Below are 24,274 nucleotides of genomic sequence, written 5' to 3'. Positions count from 1 at the left end.
ACCGGCCATGGCGGACACAGGGCACGGCGGCCCGCGATCACGCCGCACGCGGTGGCGGGAGGCGGCGGTCACGGCGACGGCGTTCGTGCTCTGTCTGCTCGGCGGCGTGATCCAGGTCGACGACACGCTGTCGGCGCCGCCCCTGGCCGCCTGCTTCATCGCCGTGGTGTCCTGTGCCGTGCTGCCGCTGCGGCACCGGGCACCCCTGGCCGCGCTGGCGACCACGACCGCGGCCGGCGCCCTCGTACCACCCCTGGGTCTCCTGCTGAGCCCGCTCATCGCGGCCCCCGCCGTGATCACCGCCTACTCCTACTCGCTCGCCGCGCGCACCGAACGGCGCGCGGCGGGCGCGGTGTCGCTCGGGGCCGCGGTGCTGCTGGTCGCGTCCGTCCCCCTGAGCGGGGACCTGTCGTGGCAGGACGCGAGCCGGATAGGAGTGATGGCGGCGTTCCCGCTGATGGCCGGTGTGCTCGGTCACTCGGTGCGCAACCGGCGGGCCTATCTGGCAGCCGTGGAGGAGCGGGCCCGGCGGGCCGAGGAGAGCCGGGACCGGGAGGCGGGCCGGCGGGTGGCGGAGGAACGGGTGCGTATCGCCCGCGAGTTGCACGACCTCGTGGCCCATCAGATCACCCTGGCCAACGCGCAGGCCACGGTCGCCGCCCACCTCTTCGACACCCGCCCGGAGCAGACCCGCAGGAGCCTCGGGGAGCTGATCGAGACCACCGGCCACGCGCTCGACGAACTGCGCGCCACCGTCGGCCTGTTGCGGCAGTCCGGGGACGCGGCGGCGCCCGCCGAACCGGCACCCGGCTTGTCCCGGCTGTCCACGCTCGTCGAGTCCTTCCACCGCGCGGGGCTCGAGGTGTCGGTGCGGCAGGAGGGCACGGCCCGGCCGCTGCCGCCGGGAGTGGACCTCACCGCCTACCGCATCGTCCAGGAGGCCCTGACCAACGTGACCAAACACTCCGGTACCCGCAGCGCCCGGGTGCGCCTCGGCTGGCACCGCGACCGCCTGACCCTCACGGTCACCGACGACGGAGGGGGCACGCGCGCGCTGCCGAACGCGTCCACGGCCACGGACCGGCCGCCGCCCGGCTTCGGCCTGATCGGGATGCGGGAGCGGGCCACCGCCGTCGGAGGCCGTCTCTCCGCGGGCGGCCGGGCGGAGGGCGGCTTCCTGGTCTCCGCCGAACTGCCCCTCCCGCCCGCCAAGGAGACCGGGGACAACGGAGACGCACGGTGACGCTCAGGGTGCTTCTCGCCGATGATCAGGCCCTGCTGCGCGGTGCCTTCCGGCTGCTGCTCGACAGCGCCGACGACATCACCGTGGTCGGCGAGGCGGGCGACGGCAGGGAGGCGGTGCGCCTCACCCGCGAACTGCGCCCGGACGTGGTGGTCATGGACATCCGCATGCCCGAGGTGGACGGTCTCACGGCCACCTCGGAGATCTGCGCGGACCCGGAGCTGCGTACCAGCCGCATCCTGATCCTCACCACGTACGAGACCGACGAGTACGTCGCCCAGGCGCTGCGCGCGGGGGCCGGCGGCTTCATCGGCAAGGGCATCGGGGCCGAGGACCTGCTGGACGCCGTACGGACGATCGCGGAGGGCGAGACTCTGCTGTCGCCCGCCGCGACCCGTTCCCTGGTGGCCCGTTTCCTGGCCACGCCGGACGACGCCCTGCCGCGGCACGCCGAACAGCTCGCCGTACTCACCCCGCGCGAACGCGAGATGGTGGCACTGGTGGCTACCGGGCTGTCCAACCAGGAGATCGCCGAGCGGATGTTCCTCAGCCCTTTCACCGTACGCGCCCACGTGCAGCGGGCCATGACGAAGCTGGAGGCCCGCGACCGGGCCCAGCTCGTCGTCATCGCCTACCGGACGGGCCTGGCCCGGACCGCTCCCGACGGTATGCCGTAGGGAGCGGCCCGGAGGGCGTTCTGCCTGACAGTGTTAGGTAAATCTCCTCCTGCCAAAGAAGTGATTGTCTCACTAGCGTCGTTCTCGGCGACGAAGAGCGCGGCCCGCGCCCCCTCCGACGAGGCGTGGGGCCCGTGACGCATTGTGCCGAATCCGAATCCGACTGCGGCCCCGGTTCGGCCGACGCTCTCGCCTCCCACCGAGGAACTTCGAAGGAGACATCCCGTGTTCGAACGCATGGCCGAATTGGCGATCCGCCGGTCTCGGCTGGTCCTGGTCGTCGCCGCCCTGGCCGTGGCCCTCATGGGCGTCGTGGGCGCGGGCGCCTTCGACAAGCTGAAGGGTGGCGGCTTCGACGACCCCGACTCCGCGTCCACGCGGGCGGCGGCCGTCATCGACGAGAAGTTCGGCGGCGAGGTCAACCTCGTCCTCCTGGTCCGCTCCCCCGGCGGCCGTATCGACACCCCCGCCTCCAAGGAGAGCGGCCGGGCCCTGACGGCCGACCTCAAGAAGGACGAACGGCTCGGCAACGTCGTCTCGTACTGGGAGACGAACAGCCCCGACCTGCGCACCAAGGACGGCCGCGAGGCCATGGTGCTCGCCCATGTGCGGGGCGACCCCACCGAGCAGCGCGAGAACGCCAAAGAAATCGTCGACACCTTCAGCGGTCCGTACAAGGACACCCTGACCGTGCAGGCCGGAGGGAGCGCCGCCGTCGGCGCCGGCCTTTCCAAGCAGGTGGTCGACGACCTCATCCTCGCCGAGGCGATCGCTATCCCGCTGACCCTGCTGCTGCTCCTGTTCGTCTTCGGCAGCGTGGTCGCGGCCCTGCTGCCGCTGGTCATCGCGATCATCGCCATCATGGGCTCGTTCGCCCAGCTCTTCCTGCTCGGCAGTGTCACCGATGTCGCCGACACCGCGACCAACCTCACCACCGCTCTGGGCCTCGGACTGGGCATCGACTACGCCCTGCTGATGGTCAGCCGCTTCCGGGAGCAGCTCACCGCCGGGGCGAGCGTGGACGACGCCGTCCGGCGCACGGTGCACACGGCGGGCCGCACGGTCGCCTTCTCCGCCGCGACGGTGGCGGCGGCCCTGGCGGCACTGCTGGTGTTCCCGCAGTACTTCCTGCGCTCGTTCGGCTTCGCCGGAGTCGGTGTCGTCGCCATCGCCGCCCTCAGCACGCTGTTCGTGATGCCGGCCCTGCTGAAGGTGCTGGGGCACCGCGTCAACAGCGAGCGGCTGCCATGGGTCGGGACGCGGCGGTCCGACACCCGCACACCTCTGTGGGGACGGCTGGCCCGTACCGTGATGCGGCGGCCCGCCCTCACCGCGCTGCCCGTCCTCGCCGTCCTGCTGTTCGCGGCGAGCCCGCTGCTGAACATCACCTTCGGCACGCCGGACGAGCGCGTGCTCCCCGAGGACGCCGAGAGCCGCCAGGTCTCGCAGGTGCTGCGGGAACACTTCGGCGGCAGTGCGGACTCGGCTCTGAACATCGCCATCGACCAGCCCGTGGACAAGGGCCCGTTGGCCTCGTACGCGGGGCAACTGGCCGCGCTCAAAGGCGTGGTGAGGGTCGAGACCAGTGCGGGAACCTACAGCCGGGGGCAGTCCGCGGCGAGCGGCCCCGCCAACGCCGCCCTCGGCCGGCCCGACGCGCAGCGGATCAGTGTGGTGAGCAGCCTGACACCGAAGTCGGACGCCGCCGAGGACCTGGTCGGGCAGATACGCTCGGTCACCCCGCCCGCCGGAGCACATCCCCTGGTCGGAGGAACGGACGCCGTACTCGTCGACGCCAAGAAGTCAGTCGCCGACGGGCTTCCCCTCGCGGTGGCCCTGGTCGTCCTCACCACGTTCCTGCTGCTCTTCCTGTTCACGGGCAGCATCGTGCAGCCGGTGCGCGCGCTGGCCCTCAACATGATCAGCCTGGCGGCCACCCTCGGCGTGATGACCTGGATCTTCCAGGACGGCAACCTCTCCTCGCCGCTCGGGTTCACCGCGCAGCCGATGGAGGTGTCGATGACCGTGCTGATGTTCTGCATCGCCTTCGGCCTTTCCATGGACTACGAGGTCTTCGTCACCAGCCGCATCAAGGAACTCCACGACCAGGGCGCGGACAACGAGTCCGCCGTGGTCGACGGTCTCGGCCACACCGGACGCATCGTCAGCGCGGCGGCCTGTCTGCTCGCGGTGAGTTTCTTCGCCTTCGGCACGTCCCAGCTCAGCTTCATGCAGATGTTCGGCCTCGGCAGCGGACTCGCCGTCCTCCTCGACGCCATCGCCGTCCGCGGTGTCCTCGTACCCGCCGCGATGCGTCTGCTCGGCCGCTCGGCCTGGTACGCGCCCGGTTTCCTGCGCGCCTTCCACGCACGGTACGGCCTCAGCGAAGGCGGTCCCGCGCCGACGTCCGCGCCCGCCGGGCCCGCGGTGGAGGCTTCGCCGGACAAGAAGAGCTCGGCCGGGGTCTGACTCCCCCGGTCCTCGGTCCCGGGCGCCGCACGGCGCCCGGGACCTGTCACGTTCTGGCCGGTGACGTGGACGGCGATCACCAGGGCGACGGCCACGTCGGGCAGATGGCCGGACATCTCCTCGGGGTTGCGCGGGAGGACCGCATGACGGCCGTGCGGGTCGCGTCAGCAACGGAGTTGTAGGGTTCTGGCCATGACTTCGACCACCGGCGGCGGAGCCCCGGACGAACTCGTGTCGGTCCATTCCGCCCTGCTCGAAACGGCGAACCAGACCCAGGCCCGCGCGGCCGTGCGAGAACTGGTGGCGATCGTCGACGACGGCGCCGCGCTGAAGCTGGCCGCCCGCTTCGCACCGGTCGCGAACCTCGCCCTGACCACGCTGCTGCGCCTGTGGCCGACAGCCGGCGACCCGGACGGCTTTGCCGCGACCCTGCTGGCGCCGGCCTTCCGCCGTGAAGGCCGCACGGAGCTGACACTGAAGCGAGTGACCTCGCTGTCGGGCCTGCGGCACCTCACCATGCTGCGCACGCTGACGGTGGACCGCTGCAAGGAGATAACCGACCTCACGGATCTCGGCCCACTCACCGAACTGCGCCACCTCGACCTGAACGGCTGCGCGGGAATCGAGGACCTGACCCCCCTCAGCGGTCTCACCCAGCTCTCCTGGCTGAGCCTGCACCGCTGCCGGCCGGTGTCCGACGTCAAGCCCCTGCTGTCCCTCGGACAACTGCGGTATCTGGATCTGAGCATCACCCGGGTCAGGTCGGTGGCCGATTTCCCGGCGGCGTTCCCGCTGCTCGAACACCTGAACCTGCGCGGCTGCCGGTCCTTCAAGTCCCCGGCGCAGCTCTCCGGTCTGACCCGCCTCACCCACCTCGACCTCGGCTGGACGGCCGTCGCGGACCTGACCGGTCTGACGAACGTGCCCGCGCTCACCTCCCTGCGCCTCGAAAGCTGCAAGCAGCTTCGTGACCTGACCGGCCTCGCCGCGGCGACCGACCTCTCCGAGCTGGTCATCGAGGACTGCCCCCGGTTCCGGTCCTTCCGCGGTCTCGGCCAGCACCCCCGGCTGACGACCCTGGCGGTCAAGGGCTGCCCGGACCTGTTCGACCTGAACGGACTCTCCACGCTGGCGCACCTGACGGATGTGCGGATCGCGAACAGCGAACGGTTCGCCTCCGTCGTGGGAGTGGCATCCCTGCCCTCCCTGGAGAAGATCACCTTCGAGGACTGCCCCGCGCTGGCGGACGTCACGCCCCTGGCCGGTCTCGGCACCGCGTTCCGGCTTCACCTGGAGGGGCTGGACCTGATCCGGGACCTCTCCCCGTTCGCCTCCCTCCCCGGCCTGCGTCAACTCGGCCTGGACAGGTGCCTGGGGCTGTTGGAACTCACCGGCCTCGACTCCCGCAGTGCCCTGGAGGAGCTGTCCGTCAGCCGTACCGACAGCATGAGCAGCCCCGGTGACATGGGTGATCTGCCGACCTTGCGTGCACTGGAGTTCAGCGATCTTCCCTCGCTCAGCGACCTCGGCCGGCTCGGCGGACTGACCGCGCTGAGCAAGGTCGGCGTGCGCGAATGCGAAGCGCTGACGGACATCGGCGGGCTGGCCGGCACCCCGGTCACCGACCTGACATTCGTACGGACCACGAGCCTCGACTCGCTCGGCGTCCTGGAGAAGTGCCCCGACCTGCGGGTCATGAGCGTGGACCGCCTCCCGCGGCTGACCGACTTTCCCGCTCTCGGCTCCCTGACCCGGCTCCACCTCTCGCACCTGGAGTGGCGGGACCTGTCGCCACTGGCCGGTCTCACGTCGCTCCAGTCCCTGCGCATGGGCTACCTGGACGAGATCACGGACATCAGCACGCTGGTCGACCTGCCCGACCTCAGCGAACTCCTCTTCGGCGGCCACCACTCCCTCACCGAGATCGAACCCCTGCTGGAGATGAAGTCGTTGCGCCGGCTCAACAAGTCGCTCCAGATGAACGGGGACATCCTGCAGGGCCGCCGCCACCCCGTCCTGGCCGAACTCGCGGCCCGCGGGCTCGCGATCGACCGGCGCTGACCGCCCGCGACCCCCGCCGCGCTCAACCCCCTTCGCGCGGCGGGGCCGTTGAGGCGCGTACCACGAGTTCGGTGGCGAGTTCGATGTGGTGGGACTCGACCTTCTCGCCGTTGGCCAGTCGCAGGGCGGTACGCAGGGCGGCACCGCCCATCTCCCGTAGCGGCTGGCGCACGGTGGTCAGGGGCGGTGAGGCCATCTGCGCGAGGCTCGTGTCGTCGAAGCCGACCACGCTCAGGTCCTCGGGGACGCGCAGGCCCCGGGTGCGGGCCGTCTCGATGACACCGACGGCTATCTCGTCGTTGCCCGCGAAGACGGCCGTCGGCGGCTCCGGCAGGTCCAGCAGCGCCCTGGCACCGAGCAGCCCGGTCTCGTAGGTGAACTCTCCGGGCCGGACGTAGGCGTCGGGCACCTGCGCTCCTTCCGCCTCCAGGGCGGCGCGGTAGCCGTGCATCCGTGCCTGGGCGCAGACGGCCATGGCCGGTCCGCCGATGTAGGCGACACGGCGGTGGCCCAGGGAGAGCAGATGCCGGGTCGCGGCCAGACCGCCGGCGAAGTTGGTCGCCCCGACGCTGTTGACCCGGCTGTCCGGCAGGTGCAGGGGGTCCAGCACGACCAACGGCAGCCCGGACCGGGCGAGTTCGTTGAGATGCGCCGTGGTGTACACGCTGGTGATCGCGATGACCGCGCGGCGCCCGGCCGAGACCAGGTCCCGGGCCCAGTGCGGGGCACGGGACGCCTTGCTGATCACCACCGAGGCACCCGATTCGGCGGCCGAGTCGATGATGCCTTCCAGGGCGTCGGCCACGTACGTGGTGAGGCCGCCCTTGAACTGCACCTCGATGGTCGGGCTCTCGACGGCCTCGGTGTGGCGGAACACGGGCGCGAGGTAGTCGTGCTGATGCAGCAGTTCCTGCACCCGGGTGCGGGTGTGCGGCGCCACGTCCCCGCGACCGTTGACCACTTTGGACACGGTCGCGACGGAGACTCCGGCCGCCAGAGCGATGTCCGCCAAGGTGGTGCGCCTGGCGTTCGGTCGCATCGGTTCCTCCCAGCTGTACGTCCACCGGTGTGGTGAGTCCCCGGCCGGGCCGGCGACGCGGGTGGAACCGGTCAACCGTACGGCAACCCGAACCGGGCCCGTCCGGGGCCGCGCGACCCCGCTCACCACCGTCGTTCGTATCATCTTCGCCGTCAAGCAGCCGATTCCGAAATGGTTTCGGGATGCTCCAAGGATCTTGCGGGGTGTTTTCGGCCGCGTCCACGCAGCTGATCGCGCCGCAACAAGGGGTCTGCACACGTCTTGACACGGCATCAGCCCGAAACCTAATTTGCGTGCACAGAGTTCAGAGAAGACTGTTACGAAAACCTTTCACCATGACTCACGAGAAGCCGATGGCTCTCAGTGCGGAGAAAACATGGCGCTCTCCCGACGTACTCTTCTCGGTCTGGCCGCCGGCGTGCCGGCCTCCGCGGCGCTGGCGGGCTGCGGCTCGTCCGGCCCCGGCGACGGAGGCAAGGCCACGTACTGGTACCTGAACGGTCAACCGCAGGAAGGTGTCAGAGCCGGCGCGGTGGACGCGTTCAACAAGGCCCACCCCAAGGAGCAGATCAAGGACACCACGTTCCAGAACGACGCCTACAAGACGAAGATCAAGACAGCCATCGGTGCCGGGAAGGCGCCCACCATCATCTGGGGCTGGGGCGGCGGGACGCTGCGCACCTACGTGAAGGCGGGCCAGGTCGAGGACCTCACGCCGTGGTTCGACGAGCATCCCGAGGTCAAGAAGCGGCTGCTGCCGTCCTCGTTCGCCGCGGCGACCGTCGACGGAAAGATCTACGCGTTGCCGGGCGAGACCGTGCAGCCGATCATCCTCTACTACAACCGCAAGGTCTTCGACCAGGTCGGGGTGAAACCGCCGAAGTCCTGGGACGACATCATGGACCTGGTGCCCAAGTTCAAGGCCAAGGGCATAGCGCCGTTCTCCCTCGGCGGCCAGTCCCGGTGGACGAACATGATGTGGCTGGAGTTCCTGTTCGACCGCATCGGCGGTCCTGAGGTCTTCCAGGCCATCACCGAGGGCGAGAAGAACGCCTGGTCCAACCCGGACGCCATCACCGCGCTGACCAAGGTGCAGGAGCTGGTCAAGGCCGGCGGATTCATCAAGGGCTTCTCCTCGATCACCGCGGACTCCAACGCCGACCAGGCGCTGCTGTACACCGGCAGGGCCGCGATGATGCTGCACGGCGCCTGGTCGTACGGCATCCAGCAGGCCCGAGGCGGGGACTTCGTCTCCGACGGCGGGCTCGGCTACATGAACTTCCCGCCCGTCGAGGGCGGCAAGGGCGATCCGGGCAACACCGTCGGCAACCCGGCCCAGTACCTCTCCCTCTCCTCCAAGGCCGACAAGGACCAGAAGAAGATCGCCAAGGACTTCTTCGCCAAAGGCGTCCTGCAGGACGAGGAGGTGAAGAAGTGGATCGACAACGGATCGGTGCCGATTCGGCTGGGCACCGAGAAGCTGCTGGCGGCGGCCAAGAACGCTGACTTCCTGCAGTTCACCTACGACGTCGCCACCAAGGCCCAGACGTTCGGTCAGTCCTGGGACCAGGCGCTCAGTCCGACGGCCGCCGAGACCCTGCTGGACAACATCGTCAAGTTGTTCCAACTGTCCGTCTCACCCAAGCAGTTCGCCGCCAACCTCAACGCGGTCACCAGCACATGAGTTCACTCACCGATCAGCGGCGGCGTCGCACACCGCGCAGCATCCTGCCGTGGCTGGCGACGCCGGCGCTGGTGATCTACGTCGGCTTCGCCGTGATCCCGCTCGTCGGCGTCTTCGCGCTGAGTTTCACCACCTGGGACGGGATAGGCGCCATCCATGTGTCGGGACTGACGAGTTGGCGTGCGGTGCTCACCGACCCCGGGCTGCCGCACGCCCTGGGCGTGACGTTCATGGTGATGGTGGTGTCCTGGCTCGTGCAGACACCCGTGTGCATTCTGCTCGGCACGTTCATGGCGGGCCGCCAGCGCTACCGTGCCCTGCTGGGCGTGGTGTACTTCGTCCCGCTGATGCTCAGCTCCGCTGCGATCGCGCTCGCGTACAAGGCCCTGCTCGATCCCAACTTCGGACTCGGTGCCGGACTGAAGATCCAGGTGCTCAGCCAGGACTGGCTGGGGCGGCCCTGGCTCGCGTTCGGGGTCGTCGTCTTCGTCGTCTCCTGGCAGTTCATCCCGTTCCACTCCCTGATCTACCAGGGCGGTGTGCAGCAGATCCCGAAGTCCCTCTACGAGGCAGCGCAGTTGGACGGCGCCGGCCGGATCAGGCAGTTCTTCAGCATCACGCTGCCGCAGCTGAAGTACACCATCATCACCTCGTCCACCCTGATGGTGGTCGGGTCACTGACCTTCTTCGACCTCATCTTCGTCCTCACCGAGGGCGGTCCCGGGGACGCCACCCGGGTCCTCGCACTGGACATGTACAAACGGGGCTTCCAGGCCAGCCTGATGGGACCGGCCAGCGCCATCGCGGTCATCCTGGTCCTGGTCGGTCTGGCGCTGGCCCTGATGCTGCGCCGGCTCGGGGGCCGGGACGCCGGCGCGAGCCAACTCGAGGGGGCCTGACGTGACCACCACGCTGACCGGGTCGCGACGACCTCAGAAGACCGTCCAGCGCGAGCGGCCACGCCACCCCCGCCGGACGGCCCGCGGCCGCAACTGGGCGGGTGGGCTGGCCGGATGGCTCTGGCTCGGCGTCGTCGTCATCCCCCTGTACTGGACCCTCATCACCAGCTTCAAGGCCCAGAACCGCTACTACGCGAGCAACCCGCTGGTGCCCACGGGCGACCCGACTCTGGACAACTACCGGCTGGTCATCGAGGCCGACTTCCTGCGCTACCTCGTGAACAGTGTCGTGGTCACCGCCGGTGCCGTGGTGCCGGCGGTCCTGTTCTCCTTCATGGCCGCGTACGCGATCGTCCGCGGTTGGCGCATGCCGGTCATGCGGGCCATGAACGGGCTCTTCCTCATGGGCCTGGCCATCCCGCTGCAGGCGACGGTGATCCCGGTCTACCTGATCATCATCAAGCTGCAGCTGTACGACAGTCTGCTGGCGCTGATCCTTCCGTCGATCGCCTTCGCCATTCCGCTGTCCGTCCTGGTGCTCTCCAACTTCATCCGCGACGTGCCCAAGGAGCTGTTCGACTCGATGCGGGTCGACGGCGCCACCGAATGGACGACGCTGTGGCGGCTGGCGGCACCGCTCACCCGGCCGGCGATCCTCACCGTGACCATCTTCAACGCTCTGACCATCTGGAACGGATTCCTGCTGCCGCTCATCCTGACGCAGAGCCCCGACCGCCGGACCCTACCGCTCGCACTGTGGACCTTCCAGGGCCAGTACGGCGTCAATGTCCCGGCCGTCGTCGCCGCCGTCGTCCTGACCACCCTGCCCGTCCTGGTGCTGTACGCGTTCGGCCGACGCCAGCTGCTGAGCGGTCTGACCGCGGGATTCAGCCGGTGAGCCGTGCCGACGTCCCGCTCGTCCACCTGTTCGCCCCGCACGCCCCGGTCAAGGCCCTGAGGGGCGTAGGAGGAAAGTGAACGCCGACGTGGTTGTAGAGAACACCCCCGGAATCCGCCTCTGGAACGATCCGACCGTTCCCGTCACCGCGAGAGTCGACGCCCTGATCGGCGCGATGACCCTCCAGGAGAAGATCGCCCAGCTGTACGGAGTATGGGTGGGCGCCTCCGACCAGGGCGGTGAAGTGGCCCCCTACCAGCACGACATGGAGGAGGCCGTCGATCTCGACGCCCTCCTGCCCACCGGCCTCGGCCAGTTGACCCGGCCCTTCGGCACGGTCCCGGTGGACCCCGCTCTGGGCGCGCTCTCACTGGCCCGCACCCAGACCCGTATCGCCGCCTCGAACCGGTTCGGCATCCCCGCGCTCGCCCATGACGAGTGTCTGGCCGGCTTCGCCGCCTGGGGGGCCACGGCCTACCCCGTTCCGCTGTCCTGGGGCGCCACCTTCGATCCGGACGTGGTGCGGCGCATGGCAGCCGCCATCGGCCGCGACATGCGTGCCGTCGGCGTCCACCAGGGTTTGGCGCCCGTGCTCGACGTGGTGCGCGACGCCCGCTGGGGCCGCGTCGAGGAGACCATCGGCGAGGACCCGTACCTCGTCGGCAGCATCGGGACGGCCTACGTACAGGGCCTCGAATCCGCCGGGATCGTCGCCACCCTCAAGCACTTCGCCGGCTACTCGGCCTCGCGCGCCGGCCGTAACCTCGCGCCCTCCTCCATGGGCCCGCGGGAGCGTGCCGACGTGCTGCTGCCTCCGTTCGAGATGGCGATCCGTGAAGGCGGCGCCCGGTCGGTGATGAACGCCTACACCGACACCGACGGCATGCCCTCCGCGGCCGACGAGGACCTGCTCACCGGCCTGCTGCGCGACACCTGGGGCTTCGACGGCACCGTCGTCGCCGACTACTTCGCCATCGCCTTCCTCACCACCCTGCACGGCGTCGCGGCCGACTGGGCCGGCGCCGCCGGCACCGCCCTGAAGGCAGGCGTCGACGTCGAACTGCCCAACGTCAAGACGTACGGCGCGCCCCTGGCCGAGGCCGTCGCCGACGGCCGCGTACCCGAGGCGCTGGTGGATCGCGCCCTGCGCCGGACCCTCACCCAGAAGGTGCTCCTCGGCCTGCTCGACCCGGACTGGACTCCGCTGCCGGCCGCGCTCGACGGCGCGGACCTGGACGACCCGGCCGCCCTGCGCGGCCGCATCGACCTGGACACTCCGGAGAACCGCGCGCTGGCCCGCACGGTCGCCGAGGAAGCGGTCGTGCTGCTCAGCAACGACGGCACCCTGCCGCTCGGAAGGCCGCGCCGTATCGCCCTGCTCGGTCCCAACGCCGACGAGCCGGTCGCCGTACTGGGCTGCTACTCCTTCCCCCAGCACATCGGCGTCCGCCACCCCGGGACCCCGCTCGGCATCGAGCTGCCCACGCTGCGCGACGCCCTGTCCGCGGAGTTCCCCGACGCCGAGATCACGGTCGTCCGCGGCACCGGGGTCGACGACGGAGACGTGTCAGGGATCCAGGAGGCCGCGCGGGCGGCCCGCGAGGCGGACGTCGCGCTGGCGGTGCTCGGCGACCGCGCCGGACTCTTCGGGCGGGGCACCAGCGGCGAGGGGTGCGACGTCGAGACACTGGCGCTGCCCGGCGCGCAGCAGCACCTGCTCGACACCCTGCTCGACCTGGAGACACCTCTGGTCACCGTGCTCCTCGCGGGACGCCCGTACGCCCTCGGCCGTGCCGTGGAGGAGTCCGCCGCGATCGTGCAGTCCTTCTTCCCGGGTGAGGAGGGCACGCGTGCGATCGCCGGGGTGCTCAGCGGCCGTACCGATCCCTCGGGACGTCTGCCGGTCGGTGTGCCGCGCGGGCCGGGCTCGCAGCCGGCCACGTACCTCGGGGCGCGGCTCGCCCACGCCAGTGAGGTGTCCAGCATCGACCCGACGCCCGCGTTCGCCTTCGGTCACGGTCTGTCCTATACGCGCTTCGACTGGACGGATCTGAGCGTGGACGTCCAGGAGGCCCCGACCGACGGCGAGTTCGCGCTCGCGTTCACCGTCCGCAACACGGGCGGGCGGTCCGGGACCGAGGTGGTCCAGCTCTATCTGCACGACCCGGTCGCCTCCGTCGTCCAGCCGGTGCAGCGCCTGATCGGCTATGCCCGGGTCGCGCTGCGGCCGGGCGAGGCACGGCGCCTGCGTGTCACGGTTCCGGCCGACCTCGCCTCCTTCACCGGACGCGACGGCCGGCGCGTCGTCGAACCGGGCGCGCTGGAACTGCGGTTGGCCGCCTCCAGCGCGGATGCGCGCCTGACGGCCGGAGTGACGCTGACCGGGGCCGAGCGCCAGGTGGATCACACGCGGCGTCTGCATGCCACCGTCGTGCAGGAGCCCGTCACCCGGGCGTGAGCGGGACTCGGCGGCGGTCGTCCGTCACGAGTCCCGGTCGTCTCGGAGCACGCCGCGCCGGGCGAGGTCGCGCATCAGCGCTCCTACGCCGTACGTCCACGGCGCGGCCTGCTCGCTGGGGACGACGGTGTTGACCAGAGCGCCCAGGCGCGGGCTGGAGATCCGCACGAGGTCGCCGTACTCGTGGGTGAAGCCCGCGCCGGGTGCGTGCCGGTCCTCGGTGGGGGCGAACAGCGTTCCGGTGAACAGCACGAACCCGTCGGGGTATTGATGGTGCGGGCCGTGCGTGGCGGCCACCAGGTCCAGTACGTCGCGGCTGATCTCCCGCATGGAACTGCTGCCGTGCAGTACGTAGCCGTCCGCGCCGTCGATCCGCAGGTCGATGTCGATCCCGCGTACGGTGTCGAGGTCGAAGTCCTCGTCGAGCAGGCGGACGAACGGGCCGATCGCGCAGGAGGCGTTGTTGTCCTTCGCCCGGGCCAGCAGCAGGGCGCTGCGCCCCTCGATGTCGCGGAGGTTGACGTCGTTGCCGAGCGTCGCGCCGCGTACCCGGCCGCGCGAGTCCACGACGAGGACGGCCTCGGGCTCGGGGTTGTTCCACACCGAGGCACCGAGCACTCCGATGTCGGCGCCGGTGCCGACCGCGGACAGGACCGGGGCCTTGGTGAACACTTCCGGGTCCGGGCCGATCCCGACCTCCAGGTACTGCGACCACAGTCCTTCGGAGACGAGCAGTTCCTTCGCCTTGTCCGCTTCGGGCGAGCCGGGACGGATGCCGTCGAGCGTGCCGCCCACCAGCTGTCCGACGCGGGCGCGGACCCGCGCGGCCTGGGTCGGATCGCCGCCCGTGCGCTCCTCGATGACGCGTTCCAGCAGACTCCGGGCGAAGGTGACGCCGGCGGCCTTGATCACCTGCAGATCGACGGGGGCGAGCAGGTGCGCGACGTCACGGCGGCCGGCCGGTGCGGCGAGCAGTTCGGCCAGGTGCCAGGTGTGTCCGCCGTCGGCCTCGCGGACGACTGCCGCCGCGTCGTCGCGTTCCATGAGGTCCGAGACGGTGGGTGCGAGGGCCGTCAGGTCGACGAGCCGCTCGCCGCGGACCGCGGCCACACAGGGTCCGCCCTGTTCCGGATCGTGGACGCGTGCCACCAGGGCGGCCCGGTCGGCGTCCTCCGGAAGGACGGAGCCGGTGGTGAGGGCCTGTGTCCTGTCCCCGGTGGGGCGAGGGCGCGCTGCTGCCGGTTCCACGATCGATGCTCTCCTGGATTCGAGGGGTGCGCCGACCGGGGTGGCCGGGGGCGGGCGCTGCACGGCGGTCAGTGGGAGTCGCGGGGTACCTCGTGTCCGCGGCTTCCGCGCAGGAAACCGAAGTCGGCGCCCTGGTCGGCCTGTTGCACGTTCTGGGTGTAGAGCCAGGCGTAGCCGCTGGTGTGCCGCTCGGCAGGTGCCCGCCAGGCCTGCCGGCGTCGCGTGAGTTCGGCGTCGTCCACGTCCAGGCGCAGGACGCGTTCCGGGACGTCGAGGACGATGGTGTCCCCGTCCTGCACCAGGGCGAGGGGTCCGCCGACGGCGGCCTCGGGCGCCACGTGCAGGACCACCGTCCCGTACCCGGTGCCGCTCATCCGGCCGTCACAGATCCGCACCATGTCCTTGACGCCGGCCTTCAGCAGCTTGGCGGGGAGCGGGACGTTGGAGACCTCGGGCATGCCGGGATAGCCCTTGGGGCCGGCGTTGCGGATGACGATGACGGTGTTCTCGTCGATGTCGAGGTCCGGGTCGTCGGCCACCTCGTGGTAGGCCTCGGGAGAGTCGAAGACACGTGCGGGACCGCGGTGGGTGAGCAGGTGCGGTGAGGCGGCGGACTGCTTGATCACGGCGCCGTCGGGGCACAGGTTGCCGCGCAGGACGGCGATACCGGTGCCGGCGGGCTGGAAGGGGGCGTCGAGGCCGGTGATGACGTCGGAGTCGATCCGTTCGGCCTTCTCCAGGTTCTCGGCGACGGTGCGTCCGGTGACCGTGATCCGTCCGCCGTGCAGCAGCCCGCCGCCGAGCAGTTCGGACATGACGGCGGGCAGGCCGCCCGCGTAGCAGAAGTCCTCCATGAGGTAGGTGCCGCTGGGCATCAGGTTGACCAGGGTCGGCACCGCGCGGACCAGGTCGTCGAAGTCCCGCAGGTCCAGCTCGACGCCGACGCGTCCGGCGAGGGCGGTGAGATGGATGACCGCGTTCGTGGAGCCGCCGATGGCCGCGTTGACCCGGATGGCGTTCTCGAACGCCTCCCGGGTCAGGATCCGCGAGGGGCGCAGCTCCTCCTCCACCATCGTCACGATGCGCTGTCCCGCCGCCTGGGCGGTCTCCATCCGCCGGGAGTCGACCGCGGGCCAGGCCGCCGAGCCCGGCAGCTGCATACCGAGCGCCTCGGCCACGCAGGCCATCGTCGAGGCGGTTCCCATCGTCATGCAGTGCCCCTCGGAGCGGGCCATGCACCCTTCCGCGAAGAAGCACTCCTCCTCGGTCATCCGGCCGGTCTTCAGGTCCTCCTCGAACTTCCAGACATGGGTGCCGGATCCCACGTCCTGGCCCCGGTACTTGCCGTTGAGCATCGGCCCGCCGGTGACCATGACGGCGGGCAGGTCGACGCTGGCGGCGCCCATGAGCATGGCGGGGGTCGTCTTGTCGCAGCCGGACAGCAGGACGACACCGTCGAGGGGATTGGCCCGGATCAGCTCCTCGACCTCCATGGCCATGAGGTTGCGGTACAGCATGGCGGTGGGGCGCATCAGGGTCTCGCCGGTGGCCATGGTGGGGAACACGAGCGGCAGGCCGCCCGCCTGCCACACGCCGCGCCTGACGGCTTCGGCGACGCGGGTCAGATGGGCGTTGCAGGGGGCGAGCTCGGAGGCGCTGGTCGCGATCCCGATGACGGGGCGCCCGTCGAACACCTCGTGCCCGAGTCCTTGGTTGCGCATCCAGGAGCGGTACACCATCCCGCTGCGGCCCTGTGCGCCGAACCATGCCTGGCTGCGGCGGCTCGTCCTCTGACCGTCGGTCATACAGGTACTCCCGTGGCTCGGTCGTCGTCCGCTTCGCGATGGGGTGTTCCGCTTCGCGATGGGGTGTTCCCGGATGCGGCCCCGCGGGCCGTACCCTGTATGACAATCATTAAATGATTCGATGAATGGCGTCCAGGGGGCGAGCGGAGATCGTGGCGCACTTTCCGACCACGCACCAGCGGGTGGTCGACGAGCTGGGACGGCGCATCGTGGGCGGCGCGTGGGAGCCCGGGGATCCGCTGCCGGTCGAGGACGCGCTCGCCGCCGAGATCGGCGTCAGCCGGGGACTGCTGCGGGAAGCGGTCAAGTCGCTGGTGGCCAAGGGGATGCTGCACGTGCGCCCGCGCACCGGCACCCGCGTTCTGCCCCCGGAGCAGTGGAACCACCTCGACCGTGACGTGCTGCGCTGGAAACAGGCCGGGGACTCCGCGGCTCTGCTGCGCGACACCGGTGAACTGCGCCGGATCGTCGAGCCCGCGGCGGCCCGGCTCGCCGCCGAGCGGGCCGGGCCCGAGGACGTACGCGTCCTGTACGACTGCCTGGCGGCCATGGAGGCCGCGGCGGCGAGACCCGGCCGCAGTGGCTACGTCGAGGCCGACATCGCCTTCCACCGGGCCCTGCTCGACGCCGGCGGCAACCGCCTGCTCGGCTCGCTGGGCCGTGCCGTCGACATCGCGCTGGAACACAGCTTCGTCGTCAGCACCCGGACCCCCGGCGCGGTGGAAGCCTCGCTGCCGGGTCACCGCGATGTCGTACGGGCCGTCGAGGCCCGCGATCCCGCCGCCGCGGCGGCAGCCGTACTGGCCATCATCGAAGCCGCCGACCAGGAGATCACCCGGTCGCCCGGGCCGCCGGGCACGTGACCTTGTTCGGCGGGTTCTGCCACGCAGTTGACCAGCGTGATTACCTCATTCCATGACGGAAAAGTTCACGGCGTCCAAGGCCGCACCCACCTCCGCCTCTCGCGTACCCGTCCCGGGGCCCGGGCCTGGTGGAATGGGCTCCGGTACGACGGTGCTCTTCGCGATCGCGGCGGGAGCGGCGGTCGGCAACCTGTACTGGGCACAGCCCCTGCTCGACACGATCGCCGGAGCGTTGCACGTAAGCCCTGGATCTGCCGGACTGCTGGTCACCCTGACGCAGATCGGCTACACGGTGGGGACGTTCCTGGTGGTGCCGCTGGGTGACCGTCTCAGCCGGCGCCGGCTCATTCCCGCGATCATGCTTGCTTCAGCCGCCGCGCTCGTGGCGGGCGCCATCGCACCGAACTTCGCTGCGCTGCTGGTCGCGCTCGCGCTGGTCGGGGTGACCACGGTGGCCGGGCAACTGCTGGTACCGCTCGCCGGTGATCTGGCACGTGACGACCAGCGCGGTCAGGTCGTCGGCACGGTCGCGTCCGGGATCCTCATCGGCATCCTTGTGTCACGAACAGTGAGCGGACTGGTCGCCGACGCGTTCGGCTGGCGCGCCATCTACTGGCTGGCAGCAGCACTCATGGTGGTTCTCGCCGCCGTACTGGCCCGGGTGCTGCCGGACATCCCGGCCCGTGCCTCAGCCGGCTATCCCGCGCTGTTGATGTCGGTGCTCACCACGGTGCGCCGCCACCGGTCCGTACAGATCACCATGGTCCTGAGCAGCCTTGCGATGATGGTCTTCACCCTGTTCTGGACCGCTTTGACCTTCCTGCTCAGCGCTCCTCCGTACGAGTACTCGGTCACCCGGATCGGGCTGGTCGGCCTTGTCGGTCTGGCCGGTGCGCTGGCCGCCCGCCGAGCCGGCCTGCTCCATGATCGCGGCTGGTCGGTGCGGGGAACCGGTGCGGGACTGCTGCTTGCCCTGGTCGCGGTCGTAGTCGGCGGCATCGGCGCCCACTCGGTCGTCGCCGTCCTGATCGCGGTGCTGGTGCTGGACATCGGGATCCAGACCGTCAACGTACTCAACCAGACCCGGCTGATGAGCGTGGAACCGCAGAGCCGCAGCCGGCTCAACACCGCTTTCGTCAGCGGCAACTTCATCGGCGGCACGATCGGGTCCGCGCTGGCCACCGTGCTGTGGCAGGGCGGCGGCTGGACGCTGGTCATGACGGGCGCCGGCGCCCTGCTCGCCGCCGCCCTGATCATCTGGGCGTTCGCCCGTGGGACCCTCGCCGTCCGCTGAGGCGCGTCGCGCCGCCGCATTCTCGCCGACCGCCATCGCACACTCGCCTCGCCCTAAGTGGGCGCCTCATCCCGACTGTCGGCGGGCCTGCCCCCGCCCGGCCTCCCGCCGAAGAGCGCGAAACGTATGACTACTTCGCCATGAGCGGTCGCCGTATGTGCCGCGCTGCCGCGGCACTGTCGGAGGCGTTCGGGGGACCTTCTGCCGCATCGTCGCTCAGAAACCGCCCCTGCCATCGGTCAGTTGAAGAGGGAGAGGTCGATGGATTCCGCGAGGGCGGCATAGCCCGCGTCATTGCCGTGAAGGTGGTCACCCATGTGCAGGTCACTGCGGATGTGGGTGGAGTCGGCGGGGTCGCGCCAGACGGCGTCGAAGTCGAGTATGCCGTCGAAGGTGTCGCTCGTGCGTATCCACGTGTTGACCTCCTCGCGCGCCTTGTCACCTTCGGCCGAGTACAGTTCCGAGCTGCCGTAGGGCGCTATGGTCGCCGCGTGGGCCTTCACACCGTGTGCGCGGGCGCGTGCCACCAGTTGGAGGTGTGCGGCGATGATGTCGTCGACACCGACGGGTGTGCCGGGGAACATCGAGAGGAGACCTGCGGTCTCCTCGGTGTGTGGGGCGAAGGAGAAGACGAGGTCGTTGCCCACGGCGATCACCACATGGCCGAGGCCGGGCGTGGCGAGGATGTCGCGGTCGAAGCGGGCAAGGGCGGCGGTGCCGATGCCGTCGTTGAGCATGCGGTTGCCGCTGATGCCCTGGTTGACCACGCAGAGTGCCTGTCCGCCGCGGGCTGCGAGACGTTCGGCGAGTCTGTCCGTCCAGCGTCGGTCGGTGCCAGGGGTGGATCCCATGCCATCGACACGGGAGTCGCCGATCACGGCGATGGCCTGGGTCGGTGCCTCGGGCTGCACTTCCACGGCCGTGATCAGGGCTTGCGCCGGCAAGGGAGCGGCGTCCGCGGGTGGTGACGTGAGGGCGGTCGCGTCGCCGGGTATGAGCCAGCCGAGCGCGTGGAAGGTTCCGTGGCAGGTTGCGGTGTCGACTCGGCCAGGCAGGTGGAGGCTGATGGTCAGCCGAGACAAGTCGGCGGTCCGCAGATCGATGGGGTCACTGAGGATCGGTGCGCCCACCGGCACGGTGGCGGCCGACCGGCCGCTGAAGGTCACCGCATGACCGCTTCCGTGTTGCAGTGTGTCGTCGGTGTCCGTGAGGGCGACACGAGCGGCGCCGATGGTCAGCGGTGCGGTTCCGTATTCGTTGCTGACTCGGATGCGGATGCGGTGTCCGCCGCCTGTGATGCGGACGATCTGCCGCAGCGTCGCGTCCTCGAACGGATCGATGCAGCTGACGGAGTTGTCCGGTGCCTGCGGGGATGCGCCCCACGTACGCACCCATGCACCTGTGTGCGGGGCCGAACCTTCGGAGTTGGCTGTGTTGTTGATGGCGTTGCCCTTCTCTTGACCGTATTGGTGGAGGGGTTGCTTGAGGGTGTTGGTACTCGACGAGTTCGATGCCAGGCGACCGCCGCGTCCGGTGTGGTGGAGGGGCCGGGGGCTTCTTCGCGATCGTGCGCCTGGAACGGGGCCCGAGGAGACGCCGTGCGTCACAGGGGGTGGTTCGAAAGTCCGGTGCGGTGCCCGTGGTGTCCGGTGCGTGAAGCCCGCTGGCTCTGCGGCGCACCGAACCACCGGTAGGCCGCCTGCCCGAACGTGTTGCGATCCGGGGCTTGTTCGCTCGCCCAGGCCACGACGCCGTCGGGCCGAACGAGCGCGGCACGCAGCCCGAGATCGTTGCGCGCGGGGCCGGCCGCGTAGTGGATCCGGTCCGCCCACCCCTTGGCCGCGGCCTGCAGCGCGCGGTCGATGCTGAAGTCGAGTACGACTCCCCGCCCTTTACGCAGCAGCTCGCCGAGGCGAGTGCCGTCCTCGAAGCGGAAGTCCGGGGCGGTGAGGCCGATGAAGGGCTGTTCGCTTCCCAGGTCGTAGCGGTGGAGAAGCCCTGATGTCTTTCGGTACGCGTGTGTTGTTCCGTCGGTGGTGCGCAGCAGATCGTGGACGAGTCGGCGCAGCGCGTGGGCGTTGGCGCCCGGCTTCATGGTCGCGACCTGGGCGCGGGACCAGTCCAGCACGGCGGCGCCAAGGGGGTGCCGCTCCGTGGTGTAGGTGTCGAGCAGGCCCTCGGGGGCGGAGCCGCGTACGGTCGCGGCGAGCTTCCAGCCGAGGTTGGCGGCGTCGCCGATGCCGAGGTTGAGGCCCTGGCCGCCCAGGGGGGAGTGGATGTGTGCCGCGTCGCCGGCGAGCAGAACCCGGCCCTTTCGATACGTGGTCGTCTGCATCGCACGGTCGGTGAAGCTGGAGGCGAGATGGACCTCGCTCAGCGTCACGTCGGTGTCGCTGATGCGGCGCAGGACCGTCTGGAGGTGTTCGCGGGTCAGCGCCTGGGAGCGGTCGAAGGAGCCGTCGTCGAAGTCCATCATGCCCAGGTGTCCTTCGAGGGGTGTACGCAGATACATGCCGTTCGACGTCAGGTTGAATCCCAGGGGCAGCTGCTCCGGGTCGGCGAAGGTGACCTTGGCGACGTAGCCGGTGAACAGCGGTTCGGTGCCGACGAATTCGAAGCCGGTGAGCTGACGTACGGTGCTCCGTCCGCCGTCGCAGCCCACCAACCAGCGCCCCTGGTACTCCTGGCCGCCTGCCGTGACGAGGACGGCGTCGGTGTCCTGGGCCACGGCCGTGACGGAAGCGTTCCGGATGATCTCGACTCCGAGAGCGGTGGCCCGCTCGGACAGGACCGTTCCGACCGCATGCAGGCTCGTCATGAGCCCTTCCATCGCGGGACTGGGCAGCCGGGGCGGAAGGGCGGCTGTGTCGATGCCGGACGCGTCGAGCATCAGGCCCGCGAAATGACTCAGCTCTCGAGGGTCGGGCGCCTCGACCGCTTCTGGACCGGCGCCCACCTTGTCCGCGTCGACTCCCGAAGCCCGTGCTATCGCCTCCAGCAGGCCGCGGCGGTAGAACGTCTCGGCCGACCCGGCGTTCAGGCCCCGCAGCCCGAGCGGAAGCGCCTTCAGGGGTGAGGTGGGATCCGGGTCCCGCTCAAGGACCAGAACCGAGCAGCCGGACAGGGCCAGCTCGCCGGCCAGGAACAGACCGACCGGCCCGCCGCCCGCGATCACGACGTCATGCATGAGATGTGTCCTTTTCGATCAGCGACCATGGGACACCCGGCCGATCGGCCGGGTCAGCGCAGACGGGTGAGGCCGTCGAGCATGACGGCAATGCCGGTGAGGAACTGCTCGCGGTCGTCGTGCTCTCTCATCTGGCCGACGATGGCGTGCATGAACGGGTAAGCCTCCGGGTCGAGCCCCTGCCATGCCGACGACGCCGCGTCGAAGAACTCTTCACGGTCCCCCTCGGGGTCGATCCCTGACGTGTCACCCTCGATGCGGGCGTTCTGGCTGACGGCTCCGAGCATGTAGTGCACGAGCATCGAGGCCGCGTCGAACCAGGAGGCCCGCGGCACCCCCAGGGCGCCCATCTGCCCGCCGATCCGCTCGAAGATCCCCACCGTCACCGGGCCGACCGGGTTCCGGACGATCTGGAGGGTCAGCCGCGTGGCGAGCCACCGATGTGCGGCGATCGCGTCGAACAGGGCAAGGGCAACAACTCGGATCTCGTCTCCCGGCGTGTCCGCGGTCCCGGCGGGCCGGGTCGCCAGCGCCGCACCGATCACGGTTTCCGTCGCCGTGTCGAGCAACTCGTCCCGGGTGCCCACGTGGTAGTAGATCGCTCCGGAGCCGGTGGACAACCGTTCGGTCAGTGCCCGAACGGTCAGCGCGGGCTCACCGCCCGCATCGAGCAGCTCGACCGCGGTGTCGATGATCCGCTCCCTGGAGAGCACCTGATTGCGCCGCTGTGATCGGCGTGCTGGCGTCGGCATACCTCGATGCTGCCACATTTGGTGCAACATTCCAAGTTGGTCCGCTGCACCAAATTGGGTGCGGCATCGCTTCGGAACAGTTCACGGGGGACGTGCCGGCAGTCGATGGGGCAGATCTTGACGAAGACTTTGGTGACCTCGGCGTTGCTCCGGTCGGTCAGCGCGTCCGGCAGCGAGAGGGGCGTCCGCCGGGGAGGGCGGTCCCTGGCCGCAGTGGCCTGACCGTCCCGGCGCTGCGGTGATAGCGGCAGGCAGCCGGGCCGCCGATCAGCTCACATATGCGGCGATGGTCCGTGCGCACTCCATCGACTCGGCCTGCTCGGTGTCCACCTCCAGGTCATAGACCACGCCCCGGTGGACAACGTCCGCCTGGGACGCCGCCATGCCGATGCCCCGATCACCTCGCGCGACCTCGCGGCCTGCGGCAACAGCACTGTCACACCGGACGCCGACCCACAGCACCCGCAGGTCGCCCAAAACCTTCTGCCATCGCTTCTGCGAGTCCGCTCCACCGAGGAAGACCTCGTCGACGATCACCCGAGCACCCGCACGGGCCATCGCGGCGACCCCTTCGATCCATGCCGCTTCCAGCATCCGGAACTCCGGGCCGACGGTCACTTGTCCGTCCGGAGCGAACTCGATCCCCGCATCCGACGCCTGCATGGACGCGGGCATCGCGTCGACCAGCGTGTCGGTCCCGAGGGCCAGCCACGGATCCGGCAGGACCGCCTGCAGACACCGGGCGATCCCGGACTTCCCCGAGCTGGAGCCACCGTTGAGAACGATCACGTCAGTCGTCACCGCGTCACAGTAGAGGCAGCGCGGCAACACTCGAAACGGTTTTCCGCGAACGCTGCCCGCCATGACCCGGTGAATTTGCCCGGTCGGAGCACTAGAGCGGCCGGGCGAGGTAGTGCTCGGCGAGTTGTCGAAACGTCGTCACCAGCTGGTTGTGGTCGTCGGCGCGGGTGGCCAGGACGACATGAGCGGGTGTGACACCTTTCAGGGCGAGGGTGGTCAGTCCGGGGCGCAGGCGGTTGAGGTATTCACCGCACGGGACGATCGCGACGGCCTGTCCGGCGGCGATGTGCTCGGTCTTGTCCTCGATGTTCTCGATGAGCGGGCCGTCGGGTGCGGAGTGTCCGCCGGGCCGGGGATCGATGCGCCAGTACGCGTTCCAGTGCGGGTCGGACACCCGGGGCAGGGGTTCGTCGGCGATGTCGTCGAGAGTGACGGAACTGCGGCCGGCCAGGCGATGGCCGACGGGAACCACGACGGCGCGGGGCTCTTCGTACAGGACTCAGTCTGTCACCGGCCTGTCGCAGGACACCGGTTACAGCCTCGCGGACTTGAAGGCGGCGCTGCCCGGTATCGCCGCTGAGGTGATGGCGCAGCCCGCAAGCTGTCCGGCGGCAGGGGGAACCTCACTCTCAAGCTCCTCCAGAGAGCGGTCACGGGCTACGAGTCGAGTCACCTGCAGGGCCTCTACCCGCCGCACGGGGGTGGCCATCAACGGCTGCTGGCCGAAAGCCGACATGTGAGTTTCATGTGAGCCAGAGGGCTCCCTGATGCGACCTGCCAAGTTTTCCCAGGTCGCAGGCTTGGCATTCCCATGTGACGTTCATGTTCGTCCAGAGCCGGTTCATGGCGGGGGCGGACAGTGAGTGGTGCGCGCGAGGGTCGCGTGCACCACCGCC

The 24,274-nt window shown here is 70.0% G+C and carries 18 protein-coding genes; 10 read left to right on the top strand and 8 right to left on the bottom strand.

From position 1 onward, the window contains the following. The first annotated feature begins 7 nt into the window (after positions 1-7). The 4 genes from K3769_RS02280 to K3769_RS02265 all read left to right on the top strand — a co-directional run bounded on the left by K3769_RS02280 (position 8) and on the right by K3769_RS02265 (position 6,450). A complete protein-coding gene (locus tag K3769_RS02280) occupies positions 8-1,243 on the top strand; it encodes a sensor histidine kinase (RefSeq protein ID WP_267024705.1) in 1,236 nt (411 codons plus the stop codon). Then, the gene (locus K3769_RS02275) at positions 1,240-1,920 is read left to right on the top strand and encodes a response regulator transcription factor (RefSeq protein WP_267024704.1); all 681 of its coding nucleotides are present in this window, start codon (positions 1,240-1,242) and stop codon (positions 1,918-1,920) included. The genes K3769_RS02280 and K3769_RS02275 overlap by 4 nt, the downstream gene beginning before the upstream one ends. 225 nt (positions 1,921-2,145) lie before the next feature. Further along, complete coding sequence (locus K3769_RS02270) at positions 2,146-4,389, top strand: MMPL family transporter (protein WP_267024703.1); 2,244 nt, start codon at positions 2,146-2,148, stop codon at positions 4,387-4,389. A 192-nt stretch (positions 4,390-4,581) separates the two neighbouring features. Further along, entirely contained in the window at positions 4,582-6,450 is a 1,869-nt protein-coding gene (locus K3769_RS02265; RefSeq protein ID WP_267024702.1) for a leucine-rich repeat domain-containing protein, read from the top strand. A 22-nt stretch (positions 6,451-6,472) separates the two neighbouring features. Here the strand turns inward: K3769_RS02265 and K3769_RS02260 are convergent, their stop codons facing one another. Beyond that, the gene (locus K3769_RS02260) at positions 6,473-7,489 is read right to left on the bottom strand and encodes a LacI family DNA-binding transcriptional regulator (RefSeq protein ID WP_267024701.1); all 1,017 of its coding nucleotides are present in this window, start codon (positions 7,487-7,489) and stop codon (positions 6,473-6,475) included. A gap of 376 nt (positions 7,490-7,865) precedes the next feature. On the opposite strand from K3769_RS02260, the gene K3769_RS02255 reads away from it, so the two are divergent. The 4 genes from K3769_RS02255 (at position 7,866) to K3769_RS02240 (ending at position 13,428) form a co-directional block, all read left to right on the top strand. Then, positions 7,866-9,173, top strand: coding sequence for an extracellular solute-binding protein (locus K3769_RS02255; RefSeq protein ID WP_267024700.1), 1,308 nt, complete (start codon positions 7,866-7,868; stop codon positions 9,171-9,173). After that, positions 9,170-10,072, top strand: a complete 903-nt coding sequence (locus K3769_RS02250) for a carbohydrate ABC transporter permease (RefSeq protein WP_267024699.1) — start codon at positions 9,170-9,172, stop codon at positions 10,070-10,072. Before K3769_RS02255 ends, K3769_RS02250 begins: the two co-directional genes overlap by 4 nt. 1 nt (position 10,073) lies before the next feature. Next, entirely contained in the window at positions 10,074-10,970 is an 897-nt protein-coding gene (locus tag K3769_RS02245; RefSeq protein ID WP_267024698.1) for a carbohydrate ABC transporter permease, read from the top strand. Between the two features lie 76 nt (positions 10,971-11,046). Continuing rightward, positions 11,047-13,428: a beta-xylosidase/alpha-l-arabinosidase gene (locus K3769_RS02240; protein ID WP_267024697.1), complete on the top strand. Its 2,382-nt coding sequence runs from the start codon at positions 11,047-11,049 to the stop codon at positions 13,426-13,428. A 24-nt stretch (positions 13,429-13,452) separates the two neighbouring features. Here K3769_RS02240 and K3769_RS02235 read toward each other — a convergent pair whose 3' ends face one another. Then, positions 13,453-14,676 (bottom strand): fumarylacetoacetate hydrolase family protein, encoded by a 1,224-nt coding sequence (locus K3769_RS02235; RefSeq protein ID WP_267024696.1) that lies wholly within the window; start codon positions 14,674-14,676, stop codon positions 13,453-13,455. Positions 14,677-14,744: 68 nt separating this feature from the next. After that, on the bottom strand, positions 14,745-16,481 hold the full coding sequence (locus tag K3769_RS02230) for an IlvD/Edd family dehydratase (protein WP_267024695.1): 1,737 nt from the start codon (positions 16,479-16,481) through the stop codon (positions 14,745-14,747). 125 nt (positions 16,482-16,606) lie between these two features. On the opposite strand from K3769_RS02230, the gene K3769_RS02225 reads away from it, so the two are divergent. After that, positions 16,607-17,344: a FadR/GntR family transcriptional regulator gene (locus K3769_RS02225; protein WP_267024694.1), complete on the top strand. Its 738-nt coding sequence runs from the start codon at positions 16,607-16,609 to the stop codon at positions 17,342-17,344. Between the two features lie 52 nt (positions 17,345-17,396). After that, entirely contained in the window at positions 17,397-18,638 is a 1,242-nt protein-coding gene (locus tag K3769_RS02220) for an MFS transporter (protein ID WP_267024693.1), read from the top strand. A gap of 239 nt (positions 18,639-18,877) precedes the next feature. On the opposite strand, the gene K3769_RS40850 is transcribed toward K3769_RS02220, so the two are convergent. From K3769_RS40850 to K3769_RS02195, 5 genes are all read right to left on the bottom strand, one after another. After that, positions 18,878-20,029, bottom strand: a complete 1,152-nt coding sequence (locus K3769_RS40850; RefSeq protein WP_267024692.1) for an SGNH/GDSL hydrolase family protein — start codon at positions 20,027-20,029, stop codon at positions 18,878-18,880. A gap of 212 nt (positions 20,030-20,241) precedes the next feature. Beyond that, a complete protein-coding gene (locus K3769_RS02210; protein ID WP_267024691.1) occupies positions 20,242-21,825 on the bottom strand; it encodes an FAD-dependent oxidoreductase in 1,584 nt (527 codons plus the stop codon). Positions 21,826-21,878: 53 nt separating this feature from the next. After that, positions 21,879-22,577 (bottom strand): TetR/AcrR family transcriptional regulator, encoded by a 699-nt coding sequence (locus K3769_RS02205; protein WP_267024690.1) that lies wholly within the window; start codon positions 22,575-22,577, stop codon positions 21,879-21,881. Positions 22,578-22,844: 267 nt separating this feature from the next. Further along, the gene (gene cpt, locus K3769_RS02200; protein WP_267024689.1) at positions 22,845-23,378 is read right to left on the bottom strand and encodes a chloramphenicol phosphotransferase CPT; all 534 of its coding nucleotides are present in this window, start codon (positions 23,376-23,378) and stop codon (positions 22,845-22,847) included. Between the two features lie 91 nt (positions 23,379-23,469). Next, a complete protein-coding gene (locus K3769_RS02195; RefSeq protein WP_372514855.1) occupies positions 23,470-23,874 on the bottom strand; it encodes a LysR substrate-binding domain-containing protein in 405 nt (134 codons plus the stop codon). Positions 23,875-24,274: the final 400 nt, after the last annotated feature.

Source organism: Streptomyces ortus (assembly GCF_026341275.1).
GTDB lineage: Bacteria > Actinomycetota > Actinomycetes > Streptomycetales > Streptomycetaceae > Streptomyces > Streptomyces ortus.
This window is presented reverse-complemented; position numbering and strand designations above follow the sequence as displayed.